The organism is Synechococcus elongatus PCC 11801 (assembly GCF_003846445.2).
GTDB classification, from domain to species: Bacteria; Cyanobacteriota; Cyanobacteriia; order Synechococcales; family Synechococcaceae; genus Synechococcus; species Synechococcus elongatus_A.
In genome coordinates, this window is the sequence record NZ_CP030139.2 from 1926973 (window position 1) to 1953945 (window position 26973).

The 26973-nt window shown below is 55.2% G+C and carries 28 protein-coding genes and 1 tRNA gene; 17 read left to right on the top strand and 12 right to left on the bottom strand.

Annotated elements, in window-relative coordinates; all coding sequences use genetic code 11:
- Nucleotides 1–12: 12 nt before the first annotated feature.
- Nucleotides 13–1428: a GTP-binding protein gene (locus tag DOP62_RS09495; protein ID WP_261789966.1), complete on the bottom strand. Its 1416-nt coding sequence runs from the start codon at nt 1426–1428 to the stop codon at nt 13–15.
- 351 nt (nt 1429–1779) lie between these two features.
- On the opposite strand from DOP62_RS09495, the gene DOP62_RS09500 reads away from it, so the two are divergent.
- The 7 genes from DOP62_RS09500 to DOP62_RS09530 all read left to right on the top strand — a co-directional run bounded on the left by DOP62_RS09500 (nt 1780) and on the right by DOP62_RS09530 (nt 6922).
- The gene (locus tag DOP62_RS09500; RefSeq protein WP_208675311.1) at nt 1780–2040 is read left to right on the top strand and encodes a ParB N-terminal domain-containing protein; all 261 of its coding nucleotides are present in this window, start codon (nt 1780–1782) and stop codon (nt 2038–2040) included.
- Between the two features lie 60 nt (nt 2041–2100).
- The gene (locus DOP62_RS09505) at nt 2101–2607 is read left to right on the top strand and encodes a Dps family protein (RefSeq protein WP_208675309.1); all 507 of its coding nucleotides are present in this window, start codon (nt 2101–2103) and stop codon (nt 2605–2607) included.
- A gap of 6 nt (nt 2608–2613) precedes the next feature.
- Entirely contained in the window at nt 2614–3171 is a 558-nt protein-coding gene (locus tag DOP62_RS09510; RefSeq protein ID WP_208675307.1) for a helix-turn-helix domain-containing protein, read from the top strand.
- A 64-nt stretch (nt 3172–3235) separates the two neighbouring features.
- Complete coding sequence (locus DOP62_RS09515) at nt 3236–4831, top strand: Hsp70 family protein (protein ID WP_208675306.1); 1596 nt, start codon at nt 3236–3238, stop codon at nt 4829–4831.
- Nucleotides 4832–4909: 78 nt separating this feature from the next.
- Nucleotides 4910–6364: an FAD-binding domain-containing protein gene (locus DOP62_RS09520; RefSeq protein ID WP_208675304.1), complete on the top strand. Its 1455-nt coding sequence runs from the start codon at nt 4910–4912 to the stop codon at nt 6362–6364.
- 55 nt (nt 6365–6419) lie between these two features.
- Nucleotides 6420–6512, top strand: coding sequence for a cytochrome b6-f complex subunit PetL (petL, locus tag DOP62_RS09525; RefSeq protein WP_208675302.1), 93 nt, complete (start codon nt 6420–6422; stop codon nt 6510–6512).
- Between the two features lie 38 nt (nt 6513–6550).
- Complete coding sequence (locus tag DOP62_RS09530; RefSeq protein ID WP_208675300.1) at nt 6551–6922, top strand: hypothetical protein; 372 nt, start codon at nt 6551–6553, stop codon at nt 6920–6922.
- Here DOP62_RS09530 and DOP62_RS09535 read toward each other — a convergent pair.
- Entirely contained in the window at nt 6864–7370 is a 507-nt protein-coding gene (locus tag DOP62_RS09535) for a cupin domain-containing protein (RefSeq protein WP_208675297.1), read from the bottom strand. The genes DOP62_RS09530 and DOP62_RS09535 overlap by 59 nt on opposite strands.
- 152 nt (nt 7371–7522) lie before the next feature.
- Between DOP62_RS09535 and DOP62_RS09540 the strand changes: the two genes are divergently transcribed.
- From DOP62_RS09540 to nrtS, 4 genes are all read left to right on the top strand, one after another.
- On the top strand, nt 7523–8524 hold the full coding sequence (locus DOP62_RS09540; protein ID WP_208675294.1) for a carbohydrate kinase family protein: 1002 nt from the start codon (nt 7523–7525) through the stop codon (nt 8522–8524).
- 15 nt (nt 8525–8539) lie between these two features.
- Nucleotides 8540–9811, top strand: a complete 1272-nt coding sequence (locus DOP62_RS09545; protein WP_208675292.1) for a HEPN domain-containing protein — start codon at nt 8540–8542, stop codon at nt 9809–9811.
- 223 nt (nt 9812–10034) lie between these two features.
- A complete protein-coding gene (gene gatB / locus DOP62_RS09550) occupies nt 10035–11519 on the top strand; it encodes an Asp-tRNA(Asn)/Glu-tRNA(Gln) amidotransferase subunit GatB (protein ID WP_208675290.1) in 1485 nt (494 codons plus the stop codon).
- A gap of 78 nt (nt 11520–11597) precedes the next feature.
- Nucleotides 11598–11885 (top strand): nitrate/nitrite transporter NrtS, encoded by a 288-nt coding sequence (gene nrtS / locus DOP62_RS09555; RefSeq protein ID WP_208675288.1) that lies wholly within the window; start codon nt 11598–11600, stop codon nt 11883–11885.
- Here nrtS and DOP62_RS09560 read toward each other — a convergent pair.
- The 3 genes from DOP62_RS09560 to DOP62_RS09570 all read right to left on the bottom strand — a co-directional run bounded on the left by DOP62_RS09560 (nt 11827) and on the right by DOP62_RS09570 (nt 14338).
- Complete coding sequence (locus DOP62_RS09560; protein ID WP_208675286.1) at nt 11827–12384, bottom strand: hypothetical protein; 558 nt, start codon at nt 12382–12384, stop codon at nt 11827–11829. The genes nrtS and DOP62_RS09560 overlap by 59 nt on opposite strands.
- Before the next feature lie 215 nt (nt 12385–12599).
- The gene (locus DOP62_RS09565; protein WP_222610266.1) at nt 12600–13088 is read right to left on the bottom strand and encodes a nucleoside deaminase; all 489 of its coding nucleotides are present in this window, start codon (nt 13086–13088) and stop codon (nt 12600–12602) included.
- A 23-nt stretch (nt 13089–13111) separates the two neighbouring features.
- Nucleotides 13112–14338 carry a lipid-A-disaccharide synthase-related protein gene (locus DOP62_RS09570; RefSeq protein ID WP_208675284.1) on the bottom strand — a complete coding sequence of 409 codons (1227 nt, stop codon included), beginning with the start codon at nt 14336–14338 and terminating at the stop codon, nt 13112–13114.
- Nucleotides 14339–14380: 42 nt separating this feature from the next.
- Here DOP62_RS09570 and DOP62_RS09575 point away from each other — a divergent pair.
- Nucleotides 14381–14451: transfer RNA gene (locus DOP62_RS09575), tRNA-Cys, on the top strand.
- Between the two features lie 59 nt (nt 14452–14510).
- Here DOP62_RS09575 and DOP62_RS09580 read toward each other — a convergent pair.
- The 3 genes from DOP62_RS09580 to fabI are packed head-to-tail and all read right to left on the bottom strand — an operon-like array spanning nt 14511 to nt 16585.
- Nucleotides 14511–15110 (bottom strand): methyltransferase domain-containing protein, encoded by a 600-nt coding sequence (locus tag DOP62_RS09580; protein ID WP_208675282.1) that lies wholly within the window; start codon nt 15108–15110, stop codon nt 14511–14513.
- Between the two features lie 54 nt (nt 15111–15164).
- Nucleotides 15165–15794, bottom strand: coding sequence for an imidazoleglycerol-phosphate dehydratase HisB (hisB, locus tag DOP62_RS09585; protein ID WP_208675280.1), 630 nt, complete (start codon nt 15792–15794; stop codon nt 15165–15167).
- Between the two features lie 14 nt (nt 15795–15808).
- A complete protein-coding gene (gene fabI / locus DOP62_RS09590; RefSeq protein ID WP_208675278.1) occupies nt 15809–16585 on the bottom strand; it encodes an enoyl-ACP reductase FabI in 777 nt (258 codons plus the stop codon).
- Between the two features lie 231 nt (nt 16586–16816).
- Between fabI and ntcA the strand changes: the two genes are divergently transcribed.
- The 3 genes from ntcA to DOP62_RS09605 all read left to right on the top strand — a co-directional run bounded on the left by ntcA (nt 16817) and on the right by DOP62_RS09605 (nt 19287).
- A complete protein-coding gene (gene ntcA, locus DOP62_RS09595; protein ID WP_208675275.1) occupies nt 16817–17485 on the top strand; it encodes a global nitrogen regulator NtcA in 669 nt (222 codons plus the stop codon).
- Nucleotides 17486–17578: 93 nt separating this feature from the next.
- Nucleotides 17579–18877, top strand: coding sequence for a DUF3084 domain-containing protein (locus tag DOP62_RS09600; RefSeq protein WP_208675273.1), 1299 nt, complete (start codon nt 17579–17581; stop codon nt 18875–18877).
- On the top strand, nt 18874–19287 hold the full coding sequence (locus DOP62_RS09605; protein ID WP_208675272.1) for a pre-16S rRNA-processing nuclease YqgF: 414 nt from the start codon (nt 18874–18876) through the stop codon (nt 19285–19287). Before DOP62_RS09600 ends, DOP62_RS09605 begins: the two co-directional genes overlap by 4 nt.
- On the opposite strand, the gene DOP62_RS09610 is transcribed toward DOP62_RS09605, so the two are convergent.
- The 3 genes from DOP62_RS09610 to DOP62_RS09620 form a co-directional block, all read right to left on the bottom strand.
- Nucleotides 19284–19832: a hypothetical protein gene (locus DOP62_RS09610; RefSeq protein ID WP_208675269.1), complete on the bottom strand. Its 549-nt coding sequence runs from the start codon at nt 19830–19832 to the stop codon at nt 19284–19286. The two genes, DOP62_RS09605 and DOP62_RS09610, sit on opposite strands and share 4 nt — an antisense overlap.
- Before the next feature lie 116 nt (nt 19833–19948).
- Complete coding sequence (locus tag DOP62_RS09615) at nt 19949–22741, bottom strand: cyclic nucleotide-binding domain-containing protein (protein ID WP_261789964.1); 2793 nt, start codon at nt 22739–22741, stop codon at nt 19949–19951.
- A 302-nt stretch (nt 22742–23043) separates the two neighbouring features.
- Nucleotides 23044–24090: an NAD(P)/FAD-dependent oxidoreductase gene (locus DOP62_RS09620; protein ID WP_370538779.1), complete on the bottom strand. Its 1047-nt coding sequence runs from the start codon at nt 24088–24090 to the stop codon at nt 23044–23046.
- A 144-nt stretch (nt 24091–24234) separates the two neighbouring features.
- On the opposite strand from DOP62_RS09620, the gene DOP62_RS09625 reads away from it, so the two are divergent.
- Nucleotides 24235–25080: a YaaW family protein gene (locus DOP62_RS09625; RefSeq protein WP_208675265.1), complete on the top strand. Its 846-nt coding sequence runs from the start codon at nt 24235–24237 to the stop codon at nt 25078–25080.
- Nucleotides 25065–26372 (top strand): O-antigen ligase family protein, encoded by a 1308-nt coding sequence (locus tag DOP62_RS09630; protein ID WP_208675263.1) that lies wholly within the window; start codon nt 25065–25067, stop codon nt 26370–26372. The genes DOP62_RS09625 and DOP62_RS09630 overlap by 16 nt, the downstream gene beginning before the upstream one ends.
- Here DOP62_RS09630 and DOP62_RS09635 read toward each other — a convergent pair.
- Complete coding sequence (locus DOP62_RS09635) at nt 26336–26971, bottom strand: class I SAM-dependent methyltransferase (protein WP_208675261.1); 636 nt, start codon at nt 26969–26971, stop codon at nt 26336–26338. The two genes, DOP62_RS09630 and DOP62_RS09635, sit on opposite strands and share 37 nt — an antisense overlap.
- Nucleotides 26972–26973 lie beyond the last annotated feature (2 nt).

Consider the following 26973-nt stretch of genomic DNA (forward strand, 5'->3'; position numbering starts at 1 on the left):
CGCTTTCCGGCGCTAGAGTTGCTTGAACCGCAGACGGCGATCGATCTCACCCCGCAGGCGCTGCAAAATCGCGGCTTCATCCAAATTGTCCAAGATTTGCTGGGTCAGCAAACCAGCTCCCTCGGGCCCCCAATCCGCGCCATTCGCCAGATAGGCCTTGGTCACTTGCCCGATCGCATAGGTCGCAAAGCCACCAATCCCCGCTTGGGTCAGCGCCACAGGCACGTAAACGCCCAAACTCAAGCCACCACTGACCGGCGCCGCTGCTCCTAACAGTCCCTTGAGGGCACTCAAACCGACCCGCACTAAGCCTTCGCCCAGCCCTAAACTGCCCATACCCACGGCGATCGTGCGGAGTAGGGCGATCGCTTTGCCTTCACTGATCGGCAGGTCATACAGCTGGGACAACTGCAAAATCAGGGCGATATCGATCGCAGCACCCCCCAGCAGATCAACAAAACTGATTGGGTTGATGGCGACTGCCATCCCTTTAGCGATCGCAAACCGCCAGATCAATTCCTCTGCTTGGCGATCGCGGCTTTGCAACTTGCGGCGCACCACTTGGCGATCGACCATCGCCATTTGCAGCAAGGCATTCAGCGCCAGCAAGGACTGTCCTTCATGCAGCAACAGCGTGATGATTCGCTGACGCAGCGGCTCAACTTGGGGTGGCAGATTGACTAACTTCGTCCCCACAATGCGATCGCCGTCATACTCCGGTTCAGCGCGGCGGGGTGCAGCGGCCACCGTCACAATTTCATCGAGCGAAATCAAATGCCGCAGCCGCTCATCGGCCAGCTTGTTGCGAATCGCCTCGCGATCGCGATCGCTGTATTGATCCGCCTTATTTAAGACCAGCAACAGCGGCTTATGGGCTTGGCGCAACACCGTCAGTGTGTCCTGTTCCAACTGACTGATATCGCCACTGACCACAAACAGAATCAGATCCGCCTGTTGCGCGACCCGTTTGGCGAGGGCTTCCCGTTGATCGCCATCAATTTCGTCAATGCCGGGCGTGTCGATCAGCTCGACTTGCACATCGCCCAAACCCGACCAGCGCAACCGTTGGACGCCATCTGGGTCGGTCGCTAGCGGCCAAGCAGCCGTGGCGATCGCGGTGGTCACACCATGGATTGCGCCGGTTTCAAACACTGACTCTCCGACCAGTGCATTGAGCAGCGACGACTTGCCGCGCCCCACGAGCCCAAACACGGCGATATGCAACACCTGCTGCTCCAGCTTGGCCTGCATCCGCTCCAAACTCTTGAGCAGCGGTTCCAGCCCCTGTTGCTCACGCGGACTGAGGTGCAGGCGATCGAGATAGTCCTGAACCAGTCGATGGGTCTGGCGATAGTGATGTTCTTGGCTAGCTTGGCTGAGGTCGGCCAACACTGCCTCCACCTCTTGCCACTGTTGAAGCGAATCCACCACTGCGATCGCGAATTGCTGTTCCCTGAACTCTAGCTTGCTTCTTTTCGCAGCGGCTCAGCACAAGGCCGCTCCATCTTCTTCTCCCCACATCACAACCGGGACGATTGCTCCGACAAGTCGACTAATTGTGATGTGTGGCTCTTATCGGCGGAGTCCTACCAGCAATCCTGTTGCGGGGGGACTGGGGGAGTTGAGGCCCCCAGTGCGTGGGCGTGGGGGTGCGCAATCACCCCCACAAAACCGGATGTTTGATGTCCAATTCAGCCCACCCAAGACCCAAGAACTGCAGCGATCGCAAGAACCTGAGCTAAATTAAACTCGTAATGACTACGAGATAGGAGTCATCAAATGCGAGTTGCTGAACTCCCCGTCAACCAGATTCGTCGCCCCCTACCGCGCAACACCAATCCACAGAAAGTGCAGGACTTGATGGCCTCGATCGCCGCCGAAGGCTTGCGCGAACCAATCGACGTGCTGGAAGTGGAGGGCGAATATTACGGCTTCTCGGGTTGTCACCGCTACGAAGCGCACCAGCGGCTAGGCTTGGAAACGATTCGCTGCCGGATTCGGCGCGCGCCGCGATCGGTGCTGGCGATGCATTTGGCTTAACCAAGGCGATCGGCCTCGATGGGGCAAACTGAACACTGAAATTCTGAGGTTGCAAGCAGTATGGGTAAGAAATCGGAAGGGAAAAAAGCTGCTACGCTGCCCGTCGATATTGGCATCAGCAACGATGACCGGCAGGCGATCGCGAATGGACTGTCGCGGCTGCTGGCAGACACCTACACGCTCTATCTCAAAACCCACAATTTCCACTGGAACGTCACTGGCCCGATGTTCCAGACCTTGCACCTGCTGTTTGAAACGCAATACAACGAGCTGGCCTTAGCTGTCGATTTGATTGCTGAGCGGATTCGCGCCCTTGGTTTTCCGGCACCCGGCAGCTACAGCGCCTACGCCAAGCTAACCAGCATTGAAGAAGCCGACGGCATTCCCAGCGCCACGGAGATGATTCAGCAGCTGGTGATTGGTCAGGAAACAGTCGTACGAACCGCACGGGCGCTCTTCCCAATCGTCGATGCCGCCAGCGATGAACCGACTGCGGATCTGCTGACCCAGCGGATGCAAATCCACGAGAAAAACGCTTGGATGCTGCGCAGTCTGCTGGAAAGCTAGAACTCGATGGAAGCCCAGTTGCGGCAGTGGATGCAGGCTCAAGGCCTCGCCAGTTGGCGATCGCTGGCTCGTCAGAGTGGCGTTTCGGAGCGGGTGCTACAGCGCCTTCGGCAAGGCCAAGGCGACTCGCTGACTTGGCGACAGTTAACCGCGATCGCTGCTGTCCTTCAGATCGAAGTCGCTCAGCTAGTCGAGCCCGCATCGGTCAGTCAGACTGCTGCTGCGATCGCGTCAAGGGGCGATCGCGAAGCGTTTGAACAGGACGCGCTGCATCGACTCGAGCCTTGGTTGCTGAACTGGCCGCGCGCCGCTTGGGCCGCCCAGCAGCGACCGGAACTACCGGCAGAACGGCTGCTGCCCTTGCTGCAACCACTCGAACAGTTGCTGAAAGACTGGCAAGTCGAAACCCTCGGGGCGATTGGGCAGGAATTCACCTTTGATCCCCAATGGCAATTGCTACGCGATGGTCAGGCCGAGCTGGGCGATCGCGTTGTGATTTGGCGACCCGGTTATCGCTGGCGCGATCGCCTGATCCAGCGAGCAGAAGTCGATCGCTTGCCCTGAAACAGGTGAGGGCGATCCCACGGCTTTCGTAAACTGAAAGCACAGACAGCAAGGGTGGTTTCGCGTGGCGATCGCGCTGGATTTCGGCACCAGTAACACTGTGGTGGCGCGTTGGAATGCGACGACTCAAGCGCCGGAATTACTGTCGCTGGCCAATCTCAGTCAGCGCGGTTCGCAAACACCACCGCTGATCCCCAGCCTGCTCTACGTCGAAGAGGCAACCGAGCCACGTTTAGTAGCAGGCCAAGCAGTACGCGATCAAGGGCGCGATCGCCCGCAGGATTCACGTTTTTTTCGCAGTTTCAAGCGCGGCATTGGCGCAGAGGTTACTGGCTTTCTGCCAGAACTCGATGGGGTTTGTCCCGACTTTGAACGGGTGGGGCAGTGGTTTCTGGATACCGTGATCGCGGCGCTGGAGGCTGGCGATCGCGAGGGGGCTGATCTGGTGCTGACGGTGCCGGTGGACAGCTTCGAGAACTACCGGCTCTGGCTGAGTCAAGTGGCGCAGCAGTGGCCGGTCGAGCGAGTGCGCTTGATCGATGAACCAACTGCAGCGGCCTTGGGCTATGGCGTCAGTCAGCAGTCACCAATTCTGGTGGTGGACTTTGGCGGCGGCACCCTCGACCTCGCGCTGGTGGAGTTAGTAGCGCCGGGGCGCACGCAGCGATCGCCGCTCGGGTTCATTCTCAAATGGGGCGATCAATCGTTTGGCGGCAACAGTGGCCAGCGGCCGCAACTGGCTCGTGTTTTGGCCAAGGCGGGCCGAAACTTAGGCGGCAGCGATTTAGATGATTGGCTGACGGACTACTTTGCAGCACAGTTCAAGCTTGCACCGAGTCGCGTGCTGACGCGCTTGGCGGAACGGATCAAGATTCAGCTCTCCACTAGCCCAGAAGCGAGCGAAGTTTATTTTGACGACGAGACGCTGCAAAGTGTGCAACTTCAGCTCGATCGCGATCAGTTTCAGCAGATTTTGCAGGAGCGCGGCTTCTTTCAGCAGCTCGATGAATTGCTGGAGTCTGTGCTGCAGCAGGGACGGCGTCAGGGCATCAACCCCGAGGCAATCGCAGCTGTACTCTTAGTCGGTGGCAGCACCCAAATTCCAGCGGTGCAAAGCTGGATTAATAACTTCTTTCCTGCCGAGAAAATCCAAAGCGATCGCCCCTTTGAAGCCGTGGCCTGTGGCGCATTGCAACTGGCGCAAGGCTTGGAAGTCCGCGATTTTCTCTATCACAGCTACGGCATTCGCTACTGGAACCATCGCAGCCAACGTCACGACTGGCATCCGCTGATTCCGCCGGGTCAAGCCTATCCAATGGCGGAGCCTGTGGAACTGGTGCTCGGGGCATCTGTGGCCCAACAACCCAGCATTGAATTGGTGTTGGGTGAGCTCAGCCAAGACCGCGGCACAACGGAAGTTTTCTTTGATGGCGATCGCCTGATTACACGCCAGATTGGCCCCGATCGCACAGCGGCTAAAGCGCTGAACGATAGCGAAACAGCCCGCACCCTCGCCCAACTCAATCCCCCCGGCGATCCCGGCGTTGACCGTCTGCGGCTGCTGTTTTGGGTCGATCGCGATCGCTTTTTGCGCGTGACGATTGAAGATCTGCTGACGTTGGAAACGCTGGTCGAAAATCAAGTCGTAATTCAGCTCTAGGTCGGAGTCGGAAGTCTGCGATCGCGGGCTCAGGAAAACAGGCTTTTAGAATAGCCAAGGTTTATTTCCGAGGCGGCTGTGGCGGCTCCGATTCTGTTTTGGCACCGGCGTGACCTACGCCTCAGCGACAACATCGGTCTGGCGGCGGCGCGATCGCAGTCGGCGCAGCTGATTGGTCTGTTCTGCCTCGATCCCCAGATTCTCCAGAGTGCCGACATCGCCCCCGCACGGGTCGCCTACCTGCTCGGTTGCCTGCAGGAACTGCAACAGCGCTATCAACAAGCGGGCAGTCGGCTGCTATTGCTGCAAGGGGATCCGCAACGCCTGATTCCTCAGGTTGCCCAGCAGCTCCAAGCCGAAGCGGTCTATTGGAACTGCGATGTTGAACCTTACGGGCGCGATCGCGATGCGCAGGTGGCGGCAGCCCTGCAAACGGCGGGGATTCGGGTGGTTCAACTCTGGGATCAACTGCTCCATAACCCTGAGCAAATTCTCAGCGGCAGCGGCACAGCCTACAGCGTCTATGGGCCGTTTTGGAAAAACTGGCAGGCTCAGCCCAAGCCCACACCGGTTGCCACGCCCACGGGACTGGTCGATCTGTCACCAGAGCAACTGACCGCGATCGCACCGTTGCTGTTGCCGGAACTCCCAACCCTGAAGCAGCTTGGCTTTGACTGGGACGGGGGTTTTCCGGTGGAACCCGGTGAAGCAGCAGCGATTGCCCGTCTCCAAGAATTTTGCGATCGCGCGATCGCAGACTACGATCCCCAGCGCAACTTTCCGGCGGAAGCTGGCACCTCGGGCTTAAGCCCCGCCTTTAAATTCGGCGCGATCGGCATTCGTCAGGTTTGGCACGCAGCCAGTCAGGCCCATGATCTCAGCCGCAGTGAGGAAGCCAGAAACAGTATTCGCGTCTGGCAACAGGAATTGGCTTGGCGGGAGTTTTATCAGCACGCGCTCTACCATTTCCCGCGCTTGGCCGACGGTCCCTATCGCCCGCTCTGGCAGCAATTCCCCTGGGAAAATCGCGAGGCCTTATTCACCGCTTGGACCCAGGCACAAACCGGCTATCCGATTGTCGATGCGGCGATGCGCCAGTTGACCGAAACCGGCTGGATGCACAACCGTTGCCGGATGATTGTCGCCAGCTTTTTGACCAAGGATTTGATCATCGACTGGCGACGCGGTGAGCAGTTCTTTATGCAGCACCTAGTCGATGGGGATCTGGCCGCGAATAACGGTGGCTGGCAGTGGAGTGCCTCCAGTGGCATGGATCCGAAACCGCTGCGGATTTTTAATCCCGCCAGTCAAGCCAAGAAGTTTGATGCCACAGCGGACTACATCAAGCGCTGGCTCCCGGAACTGCGCCATGTCCATCCCAAAGACCTGATCAGTGGCGAGATCACACCGATCGAACGCCGAGGCTATCCGGCCCCAGTCGTCAACCACAACCTGCGTCAGAAACAGTTCAAGGAGCTCTACAACCAGCTCAAAGCAGCGATCGCCGAGACTGATGCTGAAACCGATTCATAGGCGCTGAGCCCTGCTTCTGGTTCAATAAAAGGCGTGCAAGTTCTGAACTGAAATCATGGGCGTTGTCTTCTTTGGCTTGGTTCTGGGTGGCGGCATTGTCACCGCGATCGCACTGCTGTTCGGTCTGCGTGCCGTCAAGCTCATTTAAGTCGTTACGATCAAAGCCGTTGCATCCCTGAGGTTTGCTTGTACTACTTCCCAGATCAGCCCCCCTACTTTTTGCTAATTGCGGGGTTCTTGGCTGCGGTCACGAGTGGTTCTGCCTTTGCTGCCATCCTCAAGCAGTTAGTGCGGCAATGGCTGGTTGATCCAGAGACGCCAATCTCGGAACTGCGTGGCGTGGCACTCCGCTTGCCCTACTTGGCAATGGTGATCGGGGTCGGTCTGTTCTTGGCCGCAGGGATGCAAATTTTTGGCTTCCCCGGCTGGTTTGCAGCTTCGATCGCCCTACCGCTGACAGTGCTGACGGCAGGGCTAGTCTGGTGGCAGCTCACCAATGTCATGCGCCAAATTGAGCAAGGGGGTCTGAAATCCCTCGATCTCGACTCCTTTGTCTAGCTAATGGTTGTGGCTGGCGCGGCGATCGCAGGCTCTGAAAGGCCTGTTGAATCGCGGCCCAGTCGTAGGGCAGTGGAGGCTGTAGCGGTCGGTAATCGCGATCGCAGGGCTCTCCATGCCGAATTACCGCATTGACCAGCAGACAGGGTTCGCCGCTGAGATTGATTGCCCCGTGGGGAATCCCCGGCGGAATCCGCACCACTTCCCGTTTGCGATCGCTGAGCGGCAGATAGCGATAGCGACGGTTTTCCAGCACGACTAAAACGAACTGACCTTGCAGCACCATCAACTGGTCAGTTTGAAAATGATGCACAAATAAGTCTTCAACCTGCTCTGCCCCCAGTTCAACCACCATGGTTTGATCACAGGTTTGGGGCGCAAAAAATTGGGCAGTGCTGCTGCGAAAGCTTTCGACGGGAAGCACTTCGACTTGTCGAACTAAGGCCATTGGCAAGGCCCTCCGCGGACTGCGCCCACAGTCTAGCCAATGTTTTGTAAATATTTGTGGCAACCGATACGTTTGATCCACTTTTTATGGGTGTTTCGACTCCGTTCTCAGACTCGCTAGGGTGAAACGGAAGCTCAACGGGGGAAGCGGGGATGGCAGCCCAGGCACCAACAGTGATCTGTCTTGGGGAAATGCTCTGGGATTGTTTGGCCAACGATCGCGATCGCCCCGCCGAGCTGGTGCAAAGTTGGACGCCTTGGCCGGGGGGAGCCCCAGCGAATGTTGCGACGGCACTGGTCAAGTTGGGCGTGGAGTCCGGTTTAATCACCTGCCTCGGTTCCGACCCGGAGGGCGATCGCCTCTTCCAAGTTCTGCAAGACAATGCCGTGGCGATCGCAGCGGTGCAGCGTCATCCCAGCCTGCCGACCCGACAGGTGCAAGTGCTGCGATCGGCTCAGGGCGATCGCCAGTTTGGGGGCTTTGGGGCGATCGCTTGCAACCAGTTTGCCGATACGGAACTACAAGCTGATCAGTTGCCTCAGGCTTGGTTCAGCTCCGCTAAAGTGCTCTGCTTGGGCACGATTCCGCTGGCTTATCCCAGCAGTGCGATCGCCGCTCAGCAAGCCCTGAATTGGGCCAATCAACAGAGAATGACGGTTCTGTTGGATGTCAACTGGCGACCAAGCTTCTGGCCCGATCCCAGCTTGGCTCCCGATCGCATTCGCGCCATCTTGCCTCAAGTTCAGCAGCTCAAACTAGCTTGCGAGGAAGCAGAGTGGCTGTTTGAGACAGTGGATCCAGCCCAGATTCAAAACCAACAGCCACAGCTGCAAGCCGTCTTAATTACCGATGGCGATCGCGGCTGTGATTACTGGGTTGCTGGTTGGCAGGGGTACTGTCCATCTTTTCCCGTAGAGGCGATCGATACGACCGGCGCGGGAGATGCGTTTGTGGCTGCATGGTTGGCGCAAAACACGCAAACGGACTTCCAGTGGACGAGTGCTGAGCAGGTGCAAATAGCGATTCGCTGGGCCAGTGCAGCTGGTGCCTTGACGACCCTCCAGGCTGGCGCGATCGCGGCTCAACCTAGCTTGTCTGAAATTCAGACTTTTCTTGAACTTGCCAATATTAATTGCAGTTGCCACCATATTTAATTAAGAGTTTTTCTTATGGCTAAGTCTAAGAAAAATCAACCACAAGCACGAATCGAATACAGAATTGCAAAAATACTGCGAGATTTAGCAGCACAAACTGAATGCCCACCTAGTTCGCTAAGAGCTTACCCGCCCCAACTTGTTAATGGTGTCGCTTTTTATCTGCCAGAGGGTATTAGATGGCCTCCTGATCAGATTCTGGAAGAGCTTTTCAAGCGTGAGGGCTATAAAGAAAGATTTTCCTCTAAATTTCTTGGTGACCAGATCAGTAATATCTTCTCTAAGTTTTTGATTGAAGAAATTTTAGATATTGAAAAGTCTCTAGAGGACTTGATAAAAGAACTCGACAATTACTCTGAAGAAAGGATTATTTTGATAAGAATTGAAGGTATTCTTCTTCATAAAATTTGCTTTGACCTAGGTCGAGTTCGGCTATCACCCGGTGATGATAGCCTTCTTGAAGAAATTACTGAAATCACTGATAAAGTAATTGACCTAACACTTATGAGTGAAGAAGAAAAGTCATATAGTAAATATGAATTGAGGCAGCAATATCTAGAGAGAATGAAGGGGGCTTGCATTGCAGTAGTAAAAGTAGGCGCTGAGCCAATTCGTGCTATTGAAGTTGCAAAAGAAGAGGTAAGGAGATCTATGGATCTCCTTCGTCTGGGGATAAAAGCGATACAAGGGATTAATGACCGTAGTCGAATAGGTATTGCAGGCGATCACCCCACTGCGAGGGTTGAGGCGCTTGCTATATCAGAGTTAAACTTGAATAATCAAATAGACCTTGTCGGTCATCCTCTGCAAGTTAACAATCAATTTGTTGATGAGCTTGAAAAACTTGAACTATTTTTAATCTCCGAAGCTCTTAGAAAGGAAAAATGTACAGACCTTGAGGAAGCTATCATCAGGAGCATACACTGGTTCTCGGTTGCAGTATGCCAAGATGAGAAGAGTAATGCATTCCTACTCCTTGTCGTTAGTCTAGAAGTTCTTTTCAAGCCAAATCAAGGATCATCTATTGCTAGTACCGTTGCTGAAAGCATTGCATTTCTTCTTGCAAGAACTAAAGAAGAACGCCTAGAAACAGCTAAACTTGTAAGAAAATTTTATGGTATGCGCAGCAGTGTTGCACACTCAGGAAGATCATCATTTTCAGAAAAGGATCTGTATCAGTTAATGATAATCTCAATGGAAGTTATTTTAGAGACTATTCATCGATCAATAGAGACTAAAAGCCAGAAAGAACTTATGGAAGAAATTGAGTTGATCAAATTTTCTTGAGATGTCTGTTTATTGATGGCGTCCAAATCTTTGTTTTGCTTTGCCATTTATGGCTTGGCTGTCTACATTTGATTAAAGTTGGCTTATGTCAAGTCCCTGACACTCAACTGGAACGAGAACATAGCAGCTCAAATCATCATCAGCAAGACAAGAACTGGCTCCACAAGGACAGGATCGGCAAAGGGCAGCGATACAATGGCAAGGTGTTTTGCCCCTTGGTGCTATGACAGCGACGGCTCCTGTAAAGACTGAGTACGAAGCAGTTATCGGTCTGGAAACACACGTCCAGCTCGGCACCGCCACCAAGATTTTCTCCAACGCCTCGACGGAGTTTGGTGCCGACCCCAACACTCATATCGATCCCGTGGTGCTGGGCTTGCCGGGTACCTTGCCGGTGCTCAACCAAAAGGTGCTGGAGTACGCCGTCAAAGCAGGCTTGGCGCTGAATTGCCAGATTGCGCCCTACAGCAAGTTCGATCGCAAGCAGTACTTCTATCCTGACCTGCCCAAGAACTATCAAATCTCGCAGTACGACCTGCCGATCGCAGAACACGGCTGGATCGAGATTGAAGTCGCAGAGAAAGGCAAAGAGCCCTACACCAAGAAAATTGGTGTGACCCGCCTGCACATGGAAGAAGATGCAGGCAAGCTCGTCCACGCCGGTAGCGATCGCCTCGCTGGTTCGACCCACTCCTTGGTGGACTACAACCGCGCCGGTGTCGCCTTAGCCGAAATCGTCTCGGAACCCGATCTGCGCACAGGCAAGGAAGCCGCGGAATACGCCCAAGAACTGCGCCGGATCATGCGCTACCTCGGTGTCAGCGACGGCAACATGGCGGAAGGATCGCTGCGCTGCGACGTCAACATCTCGATTCGACCCAAGGGCACCGAGAAATTCGGCACCAAAGTCGAAATCAAAAACATGAACTCGTTCAACGCCATTCAACGGGCGATCGAGTTCGAGATTGAGCGTCAGATTCGCTGCCTCGAAACCGGCGAGCCAATTGTCCAAGAGACACGCCTTTGGGATGAAGGCAGCCAAGTCACCAAGTCCATGCGCTCCAAAGAAGGATCGAGTGACTATCGCTACTTCCCCGAGCCCGACTTAGGGCCGATTGAAGTCAGCGAAGGCCAACGGGAAACCTGGCGGAGTGAATTGCCAGAGCTGCCTGCGCAAAAACGTCATCGCTACGCCGAGCAATATGGGCTGTCGGCCTACGATGCGCGGGTGCTAACGGATGAGAAGAGCACAGCAGACTACTACGAAGCCACTGTGGCCGCCGGTGCCGATGCGAAACAAGCCGCGAACTGGCTGATGGGCGACATTGCTGCCTACGTCAATTCCAATAAGTTGACGGTGGCTGAGTTACCCCTCCAACCGGCGGAGTTGGCGGAACTGGTTGGCCTAATTGAAGCAGGCACGATCAGCGGCAAGATTGCCAAAGAAATCCTGCCGGAACTCCTGGAAAAAGGTGGTTCTCCCAAAGCGATCGTGGAAGCCAAGGGTCTGACCCAAATCTCGGATCCGGCACAAATTGAAGCGCTGGTTGACGAACTGTTGGCCGCGCATCCGACAGAGCTGGAGCAATATCGTGCTGGTAAAACTAAGCTGCAAGGCTTCTTTGTCGGGCAACTGATGAAGAAAACCGGCGGCCGTGTCGATCCGAAACTCTCTAACCAGATCCTTAATCAGAAGCTGAAGGGCTAAGGGCGATCGGTGGCAAATCAGACAGTCAGCAGGGCACTAGCGACGCAGACTGTCGATTGAAGCTCCAGTGCATCTCCCATGTCTGCGATCGCGGCTTTCAGTCAAACCTGTCGCGATCGCCGAGCTCTCATGGCTGCGCTACGGGTTGCACTGTTCGTCGGCACGCTGCTATTCACGATCAATCACGGCTGGGCAACAGCCAATGGCCAGATGACGCGATCGCGCTGGATCTCGGCCTTACTGACCTATTGCGTTCCTTTTTTGGTCAGTCTGCATGGTCAATCGATGGCGCGATCGCGGCTGCCAGCTACGGACAATATTCCTTCAGCGCCTCTAGGGACTGATAGGGAACCGACTGAGCCGTAAAGGCTTCGGCTTCAATCGCGTGGTCTTGCGGACGATAGCCTTTTTCGATCACCGCTTGTTGTGCTGCCGCTGTGGTGCGAATGCCCACAGGACGGAGGCGACCCCGCGGGCGACCATTTGTGGCACAGGCTTGCACCGCATGCCACGCCTCATGACGCAGGGTTGTCAGCAGCGTGCGGGTATCTCGCAGGGGCTGATCAGTAAGTGTCAGTTGGCCACTAGTGGAAAAGACACCGAAACGGACAAAGTGCTGGCCCGGTCCGAGTTCACCGTTGGGCTGATAGCGAACGGGAACACCTTTTTCGAGAAGCACCGCCATCAAGGCTTCAATCTCTTGGCGGGCTCCCGCATCGCGATCGCGACTTAGGCCTGCAAGCAGTCGTTGCAAGTCCGTTGTGGAGCGAATCGCAAAAGCTTCAGGGGGTGGCGCGGCTGACAAGGACGATGTCAACAAAAGTGGCGCAAGGATTCCCAGGAAACCAGTCACTTTCTGCAGCATCGTAATGGTTCTTGATTAATTGCGACGAATTAATGCAAGACGTTAACACTATTTTCTTTTCCTTGGACGCAAAAAATTACCGCCTCTTTCCAGTTAGCTCAAAGCTGATCCCGAGAAGCTAGACAGGGCAATCTTTGCCAGCGTTGAGGGTCAGTCGAGAGACTGGCCAGAGTCAGTTTATGGATCTTTAAAAATCAGGAGCGATCGCTCAGAATTCAGTAGGGCAGGCGATCGCTTTTTTGCTCATACTCCTGCCAGACCACCAAGGCTTCCGATCGCAGTAACTCTTGATGGGGAATTTTGCGCTCGCCAAGCGGTTTGCAGAGATCGGCGTAAATGGCGCTGTCGTCAAAATCGCCATGGGCAGCCGCATCGGTGCAGCGGGCAGCAAAGACAACGCGATCAATGCGCGCCCAGTAGATAGCGGCCTCGCACATTGGGCAGGGTTCAGCGCTGGTGTAGAGCGTACAACCTGATAAATCAAAGGTTTGCAGACGCTGGCCGGCCTGCCGAATGGCAGCGATTTCGCCATGCCAAGTGGGATCGTTCTCGGTGATGACTTGGTTAAAGCCTTCACCGATGATTTCGCCATCGCGGGTAATCACACAGCCAAATGGCCCGCCGGTGCAGTCAATCAGGGCCGCTTGCCGACTCAATTCAATGGCACGGCGCATAAAGCGCTGATCTTCAGCAGTGGTTGTCATAATCAGCCTTGGCCTCGCCGTGATTACGCCGACTCTAGCAACTGCGATCGCACGATCTCTGCAATCCGTGCCGCTGCTCCTGCTTCGCCGAGGCGTAGGCGGCTATTGGTAGCGATCGCCTCTTGCTCCGTTGGATCGGATTGGTAGGCTTCCCACGCTGCTAGGAAGTCTGAAGGCTTGGAGAGTAACTGCACCGATCGCCCCAGTAAACGGGTCTGTGCTTCTGCAAAACCGCGAGTGAACTGGGGGCCTTGGCCTGCGATCGTGAAAGCCGGTTTACCCAGCCCCACGCATTGCTCTGTCGCGGTGCCCGCCATCGCGATCGCGCCCTCCGCCAGCTGTAGAAACGGTGCGAAGTGTCGTTGACCTAGCAAGCACCAACCCGCACCTCTCTGAAATGCGATCGCCTCGGGAATCGGACTGGTTGCGGGCTGCCAACCGCGATCGCTCAGAGCTTGCGTGAACTCCGCCAGCGGTAACGAAGGGGCGATCGCCGCCAACGCCACAAAAGCGCGATCAGGATTAACCGGCAGCGCCTCGATTAGCTGTACCCAATTTCGCTGGGCTTCCGGTGGTCGAGAACCTGGCAACAGCAACCAGCGTGATCCATCGGGTAAAAGTGACGACCAATCTTCAGCGTCCGGTGCCTCAAGCCCATCCATCATCGGATTACCGGCTGCGATCGCCGGTACCCCCAGCTGCTGTAACCCCTCAGTCGTCAGACGATCGCGCGGGAAGACGGCTCGACAGTGGCGATGTTTCATCAACCAGCGATCCCAAGGGTCAAAGTAGCTGCGCTGCCAGCGCGACCAGAGCATCGTTGCAGCGGTGATCGGTAGCAGTCCCTGTTCATCCCGCCAGTAATAGTCCGACTTCGCTGTAGCCACAAAAGCAAAGGGGCGATCGCTCGCCCAGGCAAACAGCAGCGGCACAATATCCCCGACCGCCAGCACCGCGCCGCCCGCCTGCGACCATTGCCGCACCGCCTGCCACTGTCCAAAGGTTAGCCCCGTTAAGCCACCGGCCAGATCTCGGAGAAACTGTCGCCAGTCTTGATTCAGAAAGCCACCGGAGGGCAACACCTGCCGAGGACCAATCCGTTCAATCTGCGCAGCCGCAAAGGCATGACCCTCGCCTACTAAGGGCAGCGCCGCGATCGCCCAATCCGGTTCGAGTCGACGCAGTTCCGTCAAAATGCGAACGGCAATTTGATCTTCGCCGTGGCCATTGCTGAGACAGAGCAAGCGCATACCGTTGTTCGAAAGTCTCTGGTAGAGTAGTGAACTGTGCCTGGCGGCATAGCCAAGTGGTAAGGCAGAGGTCTGCAAAACCTTCACCCCCGGTTCGAATCCGGGTGCCGCCTTCAAAACCCTAGCCTCAGTCTGCGATCGCGCCAATTATTGGCGATGTGATTGGTCGTCTTTATGCCAACCGACGCCAGCAACCGAGGTACTCTTCGCCACGCCGTCCTTCAACGGACTCGGTAACTAACTTTAATTGCTCTTCTTGCCAGCCCTGAGCAAAGCGATCGCGTAGCTCAGTCAGGCTGCAGCCATAGGGCGGCCCCGAGGGGCGATCGTGGCACCAGAACAGTCCCAGCAAGGCTCCGTCGGGTTTGAGAAGCTGCCGCGTCACCTCTACATATTCGCTGCGGCGATCGGGATCGATCGCACAAAAACAGGTGTGTTCCAGCACATGGTCAAACTGGCTGGCAAATTCCTGCGGCAGCGCAAAAATATCTCGCTCCAGAAACTCAGCGCTGGTTCCCTGAGCTAGTGCCTGAGCATCGGCGATCGCGCTGGGGGCAAAATCAAAGCCCACCACGGCAAAGCCCTGTTCCGCAAACAGGCGAGCATCGTGCCCGCGACCACAGCCCAGCACAGCAATTCGTCCGGGGGGCGGCGCATCAGTGCCAGCCAGCAGCGATCGCCAAACGGGAGCGGCCTGCCCCAAATCCCAGCGATCGCTGCCCTCTTGGTAGCGCTGTTCCCAAAATTGCGCTTGGTTGACCGCGTTGGTCATGCCTAGGTACACCTCAGAGCGATGGACTTCCGAGCTATGAACGCCCTACCGCTGCTAGAGAACCCCTTTTGAGGAAGGAATTTGTCCGGCACGGCGCGGATCAACTTCCGTGGCCATGCGCAGCGATCGCGCAAAGGCTTTGAAGGTGGCTTCAATAATGTGATGCGAGTTGATGCCGTCTAATTGCCGCAAATGCAGCGTCAGCTTGGCATTGTTGGCGATCGCAACAAAAAACTCGCGCACCAGTTGCGTTTCGTAGGTGCCGACCCGCTCCGTCGGTAAGTCCAATCCATAGGTCAGATGAGGACGTCCCGAAAAGTCCAAGGCAACTTGCACCAAGGCTTCATCCAGCGGCGCGACAAAGTGACCGAAGCGAACAATTCCTTTGCGATCGCCCAAAGCTTCCGCCAGCGCTAATCCAAAGGTGATGCCCACATCCTCGTTGGTGTGGTGATCATCAATGTGCAGATCGCCCTTGGCTGTGATTTCCAGGTCGATCAGGCCGTGGGAAGCAATCTGATCGAACATGTGGTCAAGGAAGGGAATCCCCGTATCGGCCTGACAACGGCCAGTGCCATCGAGATTGAGTGAAACCTGCACATCGGTTTCTCCGGTTCGACGGCTCACCGCGGCTTGGCGGGGTGCTGTTCCCGAGGCAGTCAAAGGGCGATCGCTGAGTTGCATAGTCGTTGCGCGGCCTACATTCCCATAATGCTGTAGCCGGAATCGACATAGACGACTTGGCCGGTGATGCCGCTCGCCAAATCGCTGGAGAGGAAAGCTGCCGTGTTGCCGACTTCCATTTGGGTGACGGTGCGGCGTAGGGGCGCAGTTTCTTCGACGTGGTGAATCATGTCGAGGATGCCGCCGACGGCCGAGGATGCCAGCGTCCGAATCGGGCCAGCGGAAATGGCGTTGACGCGCACAGCTTGGGGACCGAATTCAGCTGCCAGATAGCGCACATTCATTTCCAGTGCGGCTTTGGCGGTGCCCATGACGTTGTAGTTAGGCACAACGCGCACGCCACCCAAGTAGGTCAGCGTCAGAATGCTGCCGCCTTGGTTGAGCAGGGGCTTGCTGGCCCGCGCCAAGTCAATCAGCGAGTAGGAGCTAATCTCCAAGGCACGGTTGTAGCCTTCGCGACTGGTGGCGCTGAAGTCGCCCGACAGTTCTTCTTTTCCGGCAAAGGCGAGGCAATGGATCAGGATGTCGAAATTGCCCCACTTTTGGGCGATCGTTCCGAAGGTCTGATCAATTTGTTCGGGATCTTGGACGTTGAGTGGCAGAAACAAACTGGGGTTGAGAGAAGCGGTCAGCTCTTGCACCTTCGACTCTGTCCGGCCGCGATCGTCGGGCAAATAGGTAATCCCGAGTTCGGCACCCGCGGCATGGAGTTGCTGCGCAATCCCCCAGGCGATCGAGCGATTATTGGCGATGCCGGTAACGAGGGCTTTCTTTCCAGAGAGGTCGAGCATGATGGCAGGGGCAACAACAGAACCAGCCCTTTATTATCCGCTGTTGGTTGCCCCCGTTGTCCTCGGTTGAAAAGTAGCGATTGCTACAAGCAGCGGCTAGGCTAGGCCGTACGGTAACGGGAAACCTGGCTCGTTCTGGCTCTGGCTTTGCGAACAATAGCGCGATCGCTGCTGTTCAGGGCCATGCCCCACCAGCCATTTTTTGTGCGGAGTCCTTAAGGCACGGTTGCGATGCTGGCCAACGAAAATTCTCTGCTGACGATGTTTCGCGAGCTGGGTAGCGGTAAGCTCCCACTGCAAATTGAGCAGTTTGAGCGGGGCAAAACCATCTTTTTCCCCGGCGATCCAGCGGAACGGGTCTACCTACTGGTCAAAGGCGCAGTCAAGCTCTCGCGGGTCTATGAGTCGGGCGAAGAAATTACCGTGGCGCTACTGCGTGAGAACAGTGTGTTTGGGGTGCTGTCGCTGCTGACGGGGCAACGTTCCGATCGCTTCTACCATGCGGTTGCCTTCACGCCCGTTCAACTCTTTTCAGTGCCGATTGAGTTCATGCAAAAGGCTCTGCTCGAACGGCCAGAGTTGGCCAATGTGATGCTGCAAGGCCTGTCCTCGCGGATTCTGCAGACCGAAATGATGATCGAAACCTTGGCTCACCGCGACATGGGCTCGCGCTTAGTCAGCTTTTTACTCATCCTCTGCCGCGACTTTGGTGTTCCTAGCCCTGACGGCATCACTATTGATCTCAAACTTTCTCACCAGGCGATCGCGGAGGCAATCGGTTCGACTCGAGTCACCGTGACGCGGCTGTTGGGCGATCTACGGGAATCAAAACTGATTGCCATTCACAAAAAGCGGATCACAGTCTTCAATCCGGTTTCTCTCAGTCAACAGTTCAGCTAAATCTCGTTCTCTCTTGGGGGATTGCATTGCTGCGACTCCCCATCGCCCCCATCATGGAGGGAACAGGTGTGAGGAGTCTGGCAGCGGCCCGACATGGTTTCCGGATACATTCTGGTTTTAGCGGTGCTGGTGCTGGGTGGCGTGATCGCGACGATCGGCGATCGCTTGGGCAGCAAGATCGGCAAGGCGCGCCTCAGTCTCTTCAACCTCCGCCCCAAAGATACGGCGGTCGTGGTCACGATTTTGACCGGTGGCCTCATTTCTGCTTCAACCTTGGGGATTCTTTTTGCGACCAGTGCCCAGCTTCGTGCAGGCGTCTTTGAGTTCAATCAGGTTCAAGATCGCTTGCGACAGGCGCGGCAGGATTTGGAAACCGCGCGGCGCGAACTCGAAGAAAGTGCAGCCCAGCGAGAGCAAGCCCGCCGCAGCCAACAGGAAGCTCAACGCCAGCTCGATCGCACTAATCAGCAGTTGCGTGAGGCAGTAGCCCAGCAGCGACAGACAGCCGTTCGGCTGCAGGATGTGGAGACGCGATCGGCCAGTCTGCGATCGGATTTGGAGCAACTCCAGCAGGAACGCCAAGAGTTAATTGCGCAACGTCAGGTGGTGCGAGACCAGATTGAGCAGCTCAAAACCCAACTGCAGAGTCGCGATCGCGAGGTTGCCAGCCGAGAAGCCCAACTGCGCGAGCTGGAGTCAAAGCAGACGAGTCTGACGCGTGAAATTCAACAGCTGGAGCAAACCCTAATTGCCTTCCGGCGGGGTAACGTTGCCCTAACTAGGGGGCAAGTCTTAGTCAGCAAACTTGTGCAAATTCTGGCGCCGCAGGGAACCCAAGAAGCGATCGATATGATCTTGCGCGAGGCCAATGTGGTTGCGGCTCAAGCTACGCGCCCGGGCATTCAAGACGTGCGAGAGCAGATTATTCAAATTCCTCAAGCCGAGGTCGATCGCCTGCGGGAGCAACTGAAAACCGGTCGGCCGTTTGTGGTGCGGATTCTCTCGGCAGCGAATGTTGTGGTGGGTGAACCGCGGGTCTTTGTCTTTTCGGATGCGACGCCCAATCAACTGTTGCTGCCTGCAGGTCGCAGCATCGGCAGCACGGCGCTGGTTCCCAGCAGTTTAGATGCGGATGAACTGCGCCAGCGGATTAACCTACTGTTGACGGCGGCTCAGTTGCGGGCGCGCCAGCAGGGGGTGCTGTCGGAGGTGTTGGAAATTGGTGATGGCCGGATTGAAACCCTGCTGCGCTTTTTGACCCAGTTACGCCAAACTCCCGGTGAAGTGACGATCGAAGTCGTGACGAGCGAAGCTATTTCCACGGCGGATGCTCTGAAATTGGATCTCAACGCCATCCAGAATGGCCAGGTGAAATTCTCAACTCAGCCATGACGATCGCTGCAGGACTGTGGATTGGGTTTGATCCGGGGCGGGATAAGTGCGGTCTCGCGCTGATGGACGCCCAGACGGGGCAGATTTTGGAGCACCGCATCTTGGCTTCGACCGAGGCGATCGCAGAACTTGAAACCCTGTTCCAAACACGATCGCCCCAACTGCTTGTCCTTGGGAACCAAACCACCTCTCGTCAGTGGCAAGCCCAGCTCAGTGCCCTGCCGAGTGCACCGCCGATCGCACTGGTGGATGAGCGCAACAGCACCCTCCAAGCCCGCGATCGCTACTGGCAAATGTATCCGGCTCGGGGCTGGCGACGCCTGCTGCCCAAAGGATTGCGTCAACCACCGCGCCCTGTCGATGATCTTGTCGCGATTTTGCTGCTGGAGCGGTATCGCGCCCAGCTCTAAGAACCGCAAGCGCGATCGATATTGCGCTGCAAAATCCCGCTTGTATCGTTGACCACTTGGGCAGTGACTTGATCAATTAAGGGCTGAACTAAGGCATCAGCCATCCCAAAGGCAGCTGCAATGGGGTTGTTCGGAGCGAGATTGGCTGAGAGTTCTTGACGAACAACGTCTCCTACCACGCGACTGATGGTCGTCTCCTGTTGTTTTAACCAGACAGGGCCGACACTTGTACCAATCCCTACGCCCGTAGCCTTTTCTGTCTCTTGAAACAGCTGCAAGATAAATTGACGCTGCTGTGGGTCAGTGATTTCACGAGAGATGACCGCCTTAGCTTCTGGTATCGCCCCCGGTAGGATGATGATGCCAGCGCGATCGGGATTGCAGGCATAAAGGACGCGCTGATTCTTGCCGCCTTCATTGGAAGGCACATCTGTCAGAGACAACTGGAATGGTGCGAACACAGGTCGGTAGTAAATCCAGCCGGCTGCCGCTGTGCCGCCCACCACAACGACCACTGCGGCGATCGCTCCTTTTAGCCAACCCATGCACTTAATCCCTTTTGCTAATTTGGCTTCAGCATAGGGGGCGATGACTTCCGTGCGGGCTTAGTAGTGCCAGCACCCCAGCCTGTCCTGAAGCGATCGCCTCTGCTCTTAAGTGACTAAATAGACTGAACTGAACGGACAAATCGCTGGAGCTGTCGACTTTCTAACTCCAAGACCCGTCGAGCAAAATCAGGATCTTGGTCGAGTAAATCATCAAAGGTATCGACAGAGATTGCGAGGATTCTCGTGGTCTCACTATCGGCAACAATTGTATTTTCCGAGTTGCTATGGGCTAAAACTTCTAGCTCGTCTAGAGTTTGTCCAGGATGGAGTTGTTCGACCTGAACCTCAGTGCCCATCTGATAGTGAACCTTGGCATCTCCCTCAATCAGCAGCAATAACTCTCGACAGGTATCTCCAGCTTCTGTGATGATGTCATCCTGGTTATAGGTTCTCACCTCAGCCCGATCAGCAAGAGTAATTAATGTATCGCTTTGCATTCGATGAAAGAAATCACTATTGAAGAGATAAACAACTTTTTCGAACCAGGGAAATTCTGTCAGGGATAAATTGACTGTGGATTTCGAGGACAGAGATAGCAGCTGTTCAAGCGTGTCCTGAACTAAACGGGAATTAAAATGATGACTGTGAGCGATCGCTTGGCTTCGTTCTGTATCGAGTTGAGCGATGACATAAAGTACTGCTGCCTGAATCAGCGGATTTTGCTCTTGAAGCAAAACTTCTAAATGTCCAAGAGTTGCTTGTAGCGAAAGATCTAAGGGGTCAATAATTTGTGCTTCTCCAGCTTGAGTTAGGCATTGCAAAATTGCTGTTGATAAGCGATCGCCCCAATTTTCCTGTTCTAAAAGCTCACCTACAATAGCCGGTACAGTCTGTTGTAGAGATTGTGCAAGAGGAATAGCTTCTGGCTCTGACTGAAGCTGTTCTAAAGTATCTAGAACCGACCGAACGATCAGTTCTATTTTGTGTCGAATGTTTTCTCGTAATACTGCTAAAACTGCTTGATGAGCTTGTAATGTCGGCTGATTGAGAGCGCAGTCACAGTCAACAAGATCAGGAAGTCTTCCCAGTAGAAACTCTGCCTTCTTCACACTGCTGGCATTACCCGAAAATCCACTCAAAATCCACTCTTCTTCCTGTGGAGTAATGGAATATTGACGGCGCAGTGACTGAATTGTGGCTGAATCCTGCAAGGATTCTGGCTCAGGGATAGTGCGATCGGATTGTTTACTCTGCAGCAAGAGCAATCGCTCTAGAGACTTGCGATAGCCACTCAAGCGAATCTGGTTTTCGAGGCTGCGTTGGCGATCGGGATTGAGTAACTCTGGATCTTCAATCCCTAATTCCTCTAGGACGAGACGATGCTCATCATCAGTGATGCCGAGCTCCTGCCGCATTTGCTGCAAAACTTCCAGACTGCTGGAATAGTTTACATAGCCTTCTTCTAACGCCTCTCGAACCACGCCCTTATAAGCTTGGTGTCGCTTCTCACGTGTAAAGCCTGGGAGTACCTTAGCCAACACATAGACCTCATGAGTATTGAGGTCACTCAGCGTCCGGCCTTCCAAAAATTGTGAGACATTGAGTTGCAATTTCTCTAACTGCTTGCGGAAGCGATTTGCTAGATTTTCGCGAGAGTAGAGATCGGGGCTCCTCCGCCAAGTTTTATAGAGCCAAAGTGTACTAAGCGACACCAACCCAAGATCATAGAGGTACTGCACTGACCAAGGGAAAAGCTGTACTAACGGACGTCCACCAAAGATAAAGAAGAAGTTGAAAATTCCAAAGGTACACAGGGTAAAGATACGATGACGAATCGTTTCGACAGTTAGATTCCTCTGCTGGCGCCGATTGTGAGATTTAGCGCGTTTTTCAATCCATTGCCCTCCCCAATAGCCGATCGCTGTGCATCCTCCCAGCACAAGAGGGACTGCAACCAGTTTGGGAATATTAATTGCTTGACCAAACAGGTAAAGGCCGGGATCCATTAGCGAGGCAAGTTGATCCGTTTGCCATAGCCATGCCCCAGAGAAGTAATAGTTCCAGTTACCTGCATAGACATAGTAATAGCCGAAATAGCCGATCACTAAACCGACATAGCCGTAGCGCAGGAATGAAGTTTCAGGCTTGTTTAAGCTGCTCCAGTACGTTCGCTCAGCATCAATATCGATGCAAGGATTCTGACAAGCAACGCAAGCACTCTGCTCCTTGCCATCTGGTAAGACTGTACGACACATTGATTGTGTAATGAGTTGCTCACTGGTATGAGCTTTACTGCCTAGCAGCCCCCCTGGCTCACTATAGATACTCTGAACCGGCGCCATGGGACAAAAGTATTGGCACCAAGACTTGCCACCATACCAGTAGCCGACAAAAATAGCGGCAGCCACGGTCAATAGAATCCAGCTCGCTAGCACTAAGCGATCGGCATTAAAAAATAAAATTCGACCACAAAGGCCGATAAATAACCAGCCAAATTGTACATAGAGATAGTTACGGCCTAGCCATGAATCTGAGCTGACCTTAGCCAGCTCATAGCGAACCTTACCAGTCTTTTTATTCTCTCGCCTGAATTGTCGTTGCCATCCTAAGGCACGAGGAATCTGAGATAAGAAAGAAAGTGGGCAAATTCGTCGCCATAACTCATGCCCAAAGACTAGCAAAATAAAGATTCCAGCCGGTACAATTGCCCCCCAGAAAAGGGTTGTGCCCAGCTGATAAGGCTGCTCAGATAAGCATTGTCCCTGCACTTGAACACAGGTTTCTGTGAGCCGTAGCGGACTCCAAGGATGATCCGAAGCCGTGAGTGCTGATGTCCAGGGATCATAGAGCAGGGAAGCAACAATCAGTAGCCAACCTACCGTTAATACCCAGCGGGTCCAATGCATTCTCCGCTCTGGTAGCTGTGCGAACATAAACGAACCCTTGCTCTGCCCTGAACTAAATCAATTGTGTGTCGAAGGGGACCTAGACTAACCATTGGTTTTTTCTAGGTTCAGTACACTAAAAATCTAATTTTTGAATGTAACTATGAGTCAATTAATATCTTCGACTTGTACCTATTTCGGACAAAATTATGGCTGCAACTGACCCTGGTGAATGATAGATAGGGCTATCATGTCTTTCTTTTCCGTAGCACGCTGCCATTTTGATCAGCTTCAGAATAGCCTCCGACTTGTGATAACACCCCCTAGTCAGCCATGAGTAGTTGTTGAGCACCAGCCTCCCCTGAGGCGATCGCTTGGGCAACGAAAGCATTGCCGCCAATGGGCAGATTAGACGCCATGGCTGTACCTCGACACCAATCTCCCCCACAAACCCCGCGATCGCGAAGCGTTAGCATCGATTCAGGGACCGTGATCTGAGGGAAGGCATAGCGCCAGCGATGGACTTGTAGCGATCGCGGTTGCTCGAGTGACAATGCGAGATCTGCCTCCACACTTTGCAGCAGTGAGTGGCCTGCTTGGATCAGATCGGAATCCTCAAAATGAGCCTCGGCCCAAGCTGCACTGCTGTGCAAAACCACCACTGTTTCAGAAGGCTCCCGTCGTTTACTGCTGTCTAAAGCCAGCCAACGCCAATCCCTTGGTTCAGCCGCTGCGATCGTCCAGCCCTCCATTTGCGATCCGGGTAATTCGAGGGAGCGATCGCCGTAGCAGGCGATCACCGTGATGCAAGGGTCATAGCAGGCCGTACCTAGGGAGGCTGGCTGAAGATCAAGTGGTAGTAATTCTTGTGCTTGCGGTGCTGGCACAAATAGGCCGAGATGGCGTGCGGCATAGCAATCACCCTGATCCGTTTGAACTTGCCAGCGATCGCCCTGCCAAGTCACCTGGCTTGCTCGCTGTTGCACCTCAACAGGAATCCCCTCGCCGTAGGCTCGCGCCAAGCCACTCAAGCCAGCGGGTGCAATCCACTGGGGCGGCAGCGATCGCGGTTGGATTTGTCCTTCAGTCCATTGCCAGTGTTCAGCACGCCATAGCTCTAATAGCCCGCGATCGCGCCCGAGAGTGATCAGGGCATCAATAGCTGGCCATCCTTCGGCTAGTGCCGGTAAACCATGCTCGGCCATTCCCTCCGGCAATAGCCGACGACGAGCCGCACGTCCACCCCAACCCCGCGACTTTTCGAGAATACGGACGTTCCATCCTGCTGCCTGCAGCGATCGCGCACAGGTTAGTCCGGCCCAGCCAGCTCCCACCACGATCGCGTCTAGGATTTCTGGCAGCTCACTCACAGCAATCTCCTTGCAGTTTTGCGTGTGGTTGAATTATCGGCTAGCGCTTCTCTGGGCAGAGCCAGTTCCACTGCCCTCGATTTGAATGGGTTACCGCGATCGCTAAGATGAGTTGGCAGCTCACTCCCTGCGGAGACAGACCCTGTGCAGGAACTGCAAACGGCACTCAGCTTGGCGACTGAAGAAGAACTGCACGAAATTACAGCAGTGCTCTTTCAGCCCAAGTTCAATCCTTGGGATTACTGGCGCACCCCTCGTCCAGTCGAGGTTTCAGCCCAAGAGTCAGCAGCGTGGCGGCAGAGCATTGAGCAACGGTTCCGCTTCTTAGCAGCTGATGGCCTGACAGTCCTAAAGGGACACTGGCAACAGCTGAGCTATCACCAAGTGCTCGTTCAGATCTGTCAGCATCTGAAGCTTCCCTATCAACAGGCTTGGAGCAGTCTTGAGCTAGAGTCCGAGCTGTTTCTACGGCTGGCTGAGCGGTTGTGGCGTCAGCTGCCCGCCGATCGCGGTCAAGCACTCTGCGATCGCTTGCAGCAAGCCTTGGCTCAATCCCCAGCAGCAACCCGCTGGCCAGAGTTACTCACTCGCGACAGTATTCGCCTCTGGCTAGAAGGTAGCAGCGCGATCGCGATCAATAGTCTGATTCGTCCTTGGCTTCTGCAGCAGCTGAGTCGGCAACTAGCTTTGGAAGTGGCTCGCTATCAACTGGTGCGGACCACTTGCCAACAACTGGGGGCGTTGGGCCTGCACTGGCCGGGGCAACTGGCACTGCAGGGAACAAAGCGAGCCATTCTTGGCCATACGATGCGCTATGGAGCTGTGCGATCGGCCCTCGGTATTTTAGGGCCAGTTCTGTGGGGCTGCTTCCTGGCTGATCTGGGCTGGCGGGCGATCGCAACGAACTATGCACGGATCATTCCGGTGGTCTTTACCTTGGCTCAAATTCGCTTGATTCGGAGTGAGGCGATCGCTTGCGTAGAGGGTTAGGTATACGGCAGACATCAGCAGAAGTCGCCGCAACAACGGGCATTTTGGCTGGCGCTGTACTGGCGCCTTACAGTCCGATTTTGGCGGGCATCGCGGTTGTACCGGCGCTGATTTGGAGTAGCTGGAGCCAGCGATCGCAGCTGTTGAAAACGCCCCTCAACCAAGCGCTCTTAGTGCTGAGCGGACTGCTCTTACTCAGTGCCCTGTTTGGGACCTCAGGATCGATGCGCTGGCTTGGACTGGCGAATTTTTTGCCCTTCTTTTGGTTGCTGGCTGTCACTCCAGCACTGCTGCTAAAGCCGCCGGTCTTGCGATCGCTGCTCTGGATCTTAGCGATCGGGGCACTACCGGTCTGTTTGATTGGCTATTTGCAGATTTATGCAGACTGGGGATTTTCCCTCAAGCTGGGAATTGTCCACTGGGTCGTTGATGCGGGTGGCCGCGCTTCGGGACGCATGGATGCTTTCTTCGGCTATCCCAATTGGCTGGCAGCTTACTTGCTGCTGCCTTGGACTGCCACGCTTGGCCTCTGGTGTGAGAGCTTGGCGCAGCGGCACTGGCAACGTTGGTTCGGGCTCTCCTTGGTCTTGCTTCTCATTGGAGGCTGCCTGCTTCTGACCGATTCCCGCAATGCCTGGATTGTGGCGGGCTCGATTGCTCTGGTGTTTGCCTTCTACGAAGGGCTGCGCTGGCTAGTCTGGGGGGGAGTAGGCTATGCGATCGCAGTGCTCTGGGCTGCTTTTGGAACAACAGGTCGGGATGCCTTTCGCCGCTGGATTCCCGCTTTCTTTTGGTCTCGCTTCAGTGGTGACAAGTTTGCCGATATCCCGCGATCGCCCGCGGAATCACGACTCCATCAGTGGCAGTTTGCCTGGCAAATGACTGAGGCTCGGCCGTGGCTTGGGTGGGGCTCCCATAGCTTTACGCAGCAATACGAAGCGGCGACTCAAGTCTGGTTGGGACATCCACACAACCTCGTGCTGATGTTCAGTGCTGAGTTTGGACTGCCTGCAACCTTGCTCTTGCTGGGCATTCTGGGCAGTATTCTGGGGCGATCGTTGTGGATCTGCCTACGCTGGCCTGTCCATACACCGAGCGATCGCCAGGATCAACGGCTGTTGCTGACACTGCTCTTAGCCTGTCTTGGGTTCGCCATCTTCAATACGGCTGACGTCACAGTCTTTGATGTCCGCAACAATCTACTCAGCTGGATTGTCCTTGCGGCTCTCCAAGGGGCTACAACAACTTTTGCCACTCAGCGATCGCTAGGCTTGCGTGCCCAAAGTGCCTGAAGGCTGCCGCCGCTATAGAGTTTTTCCTCGATTGGATCGAAGCCGATCGCCCGCAGTTGGCCGATTAAGTCGGACTGCACCAGTTGCCAAGCTGTCTCCGTTTCAAAGAGCTCGATAAACAGCGCGATCGCTGGCCAAAACAGCGGGTTGTGCGGTTGATGTAAGTCGAGAATGGCCAGCGTGCCAGCGGGTCGCAGCACGCGCCATGCCTCCTGCAAGATCTGCTGACGCTGCTCCGGTGTCATTTCGTGCAGGGCCACGCTGGTGTGAACTAGATCAAAGCGTTCAGCCTCAAAGGGCATCGCTTCTGCCTGAGCCACAACATAGCTAGCCTGTGGCGTCAGTGCTTTGGCTCGTTCGATCGCCGTCGCCGCAGCATCCAAACCCATAACGTTGTCAAAGCGCTGGCAGAGGGCCGCAGTTGTGACGCCACCCCCACAACACAGATCTAGGACAGCCGCCGATCGCGGCAGGGTGAGGGGCTCAATCAGAAGCTGGCGGAGTCGTTGGGGACCACCGACTGGTACCGACGAGAGTGCCGTCACGGTGTCATAGAGCCAGGCGTAGCGATAGCTGAGGGGACGAAGAATGCTGGTCATCG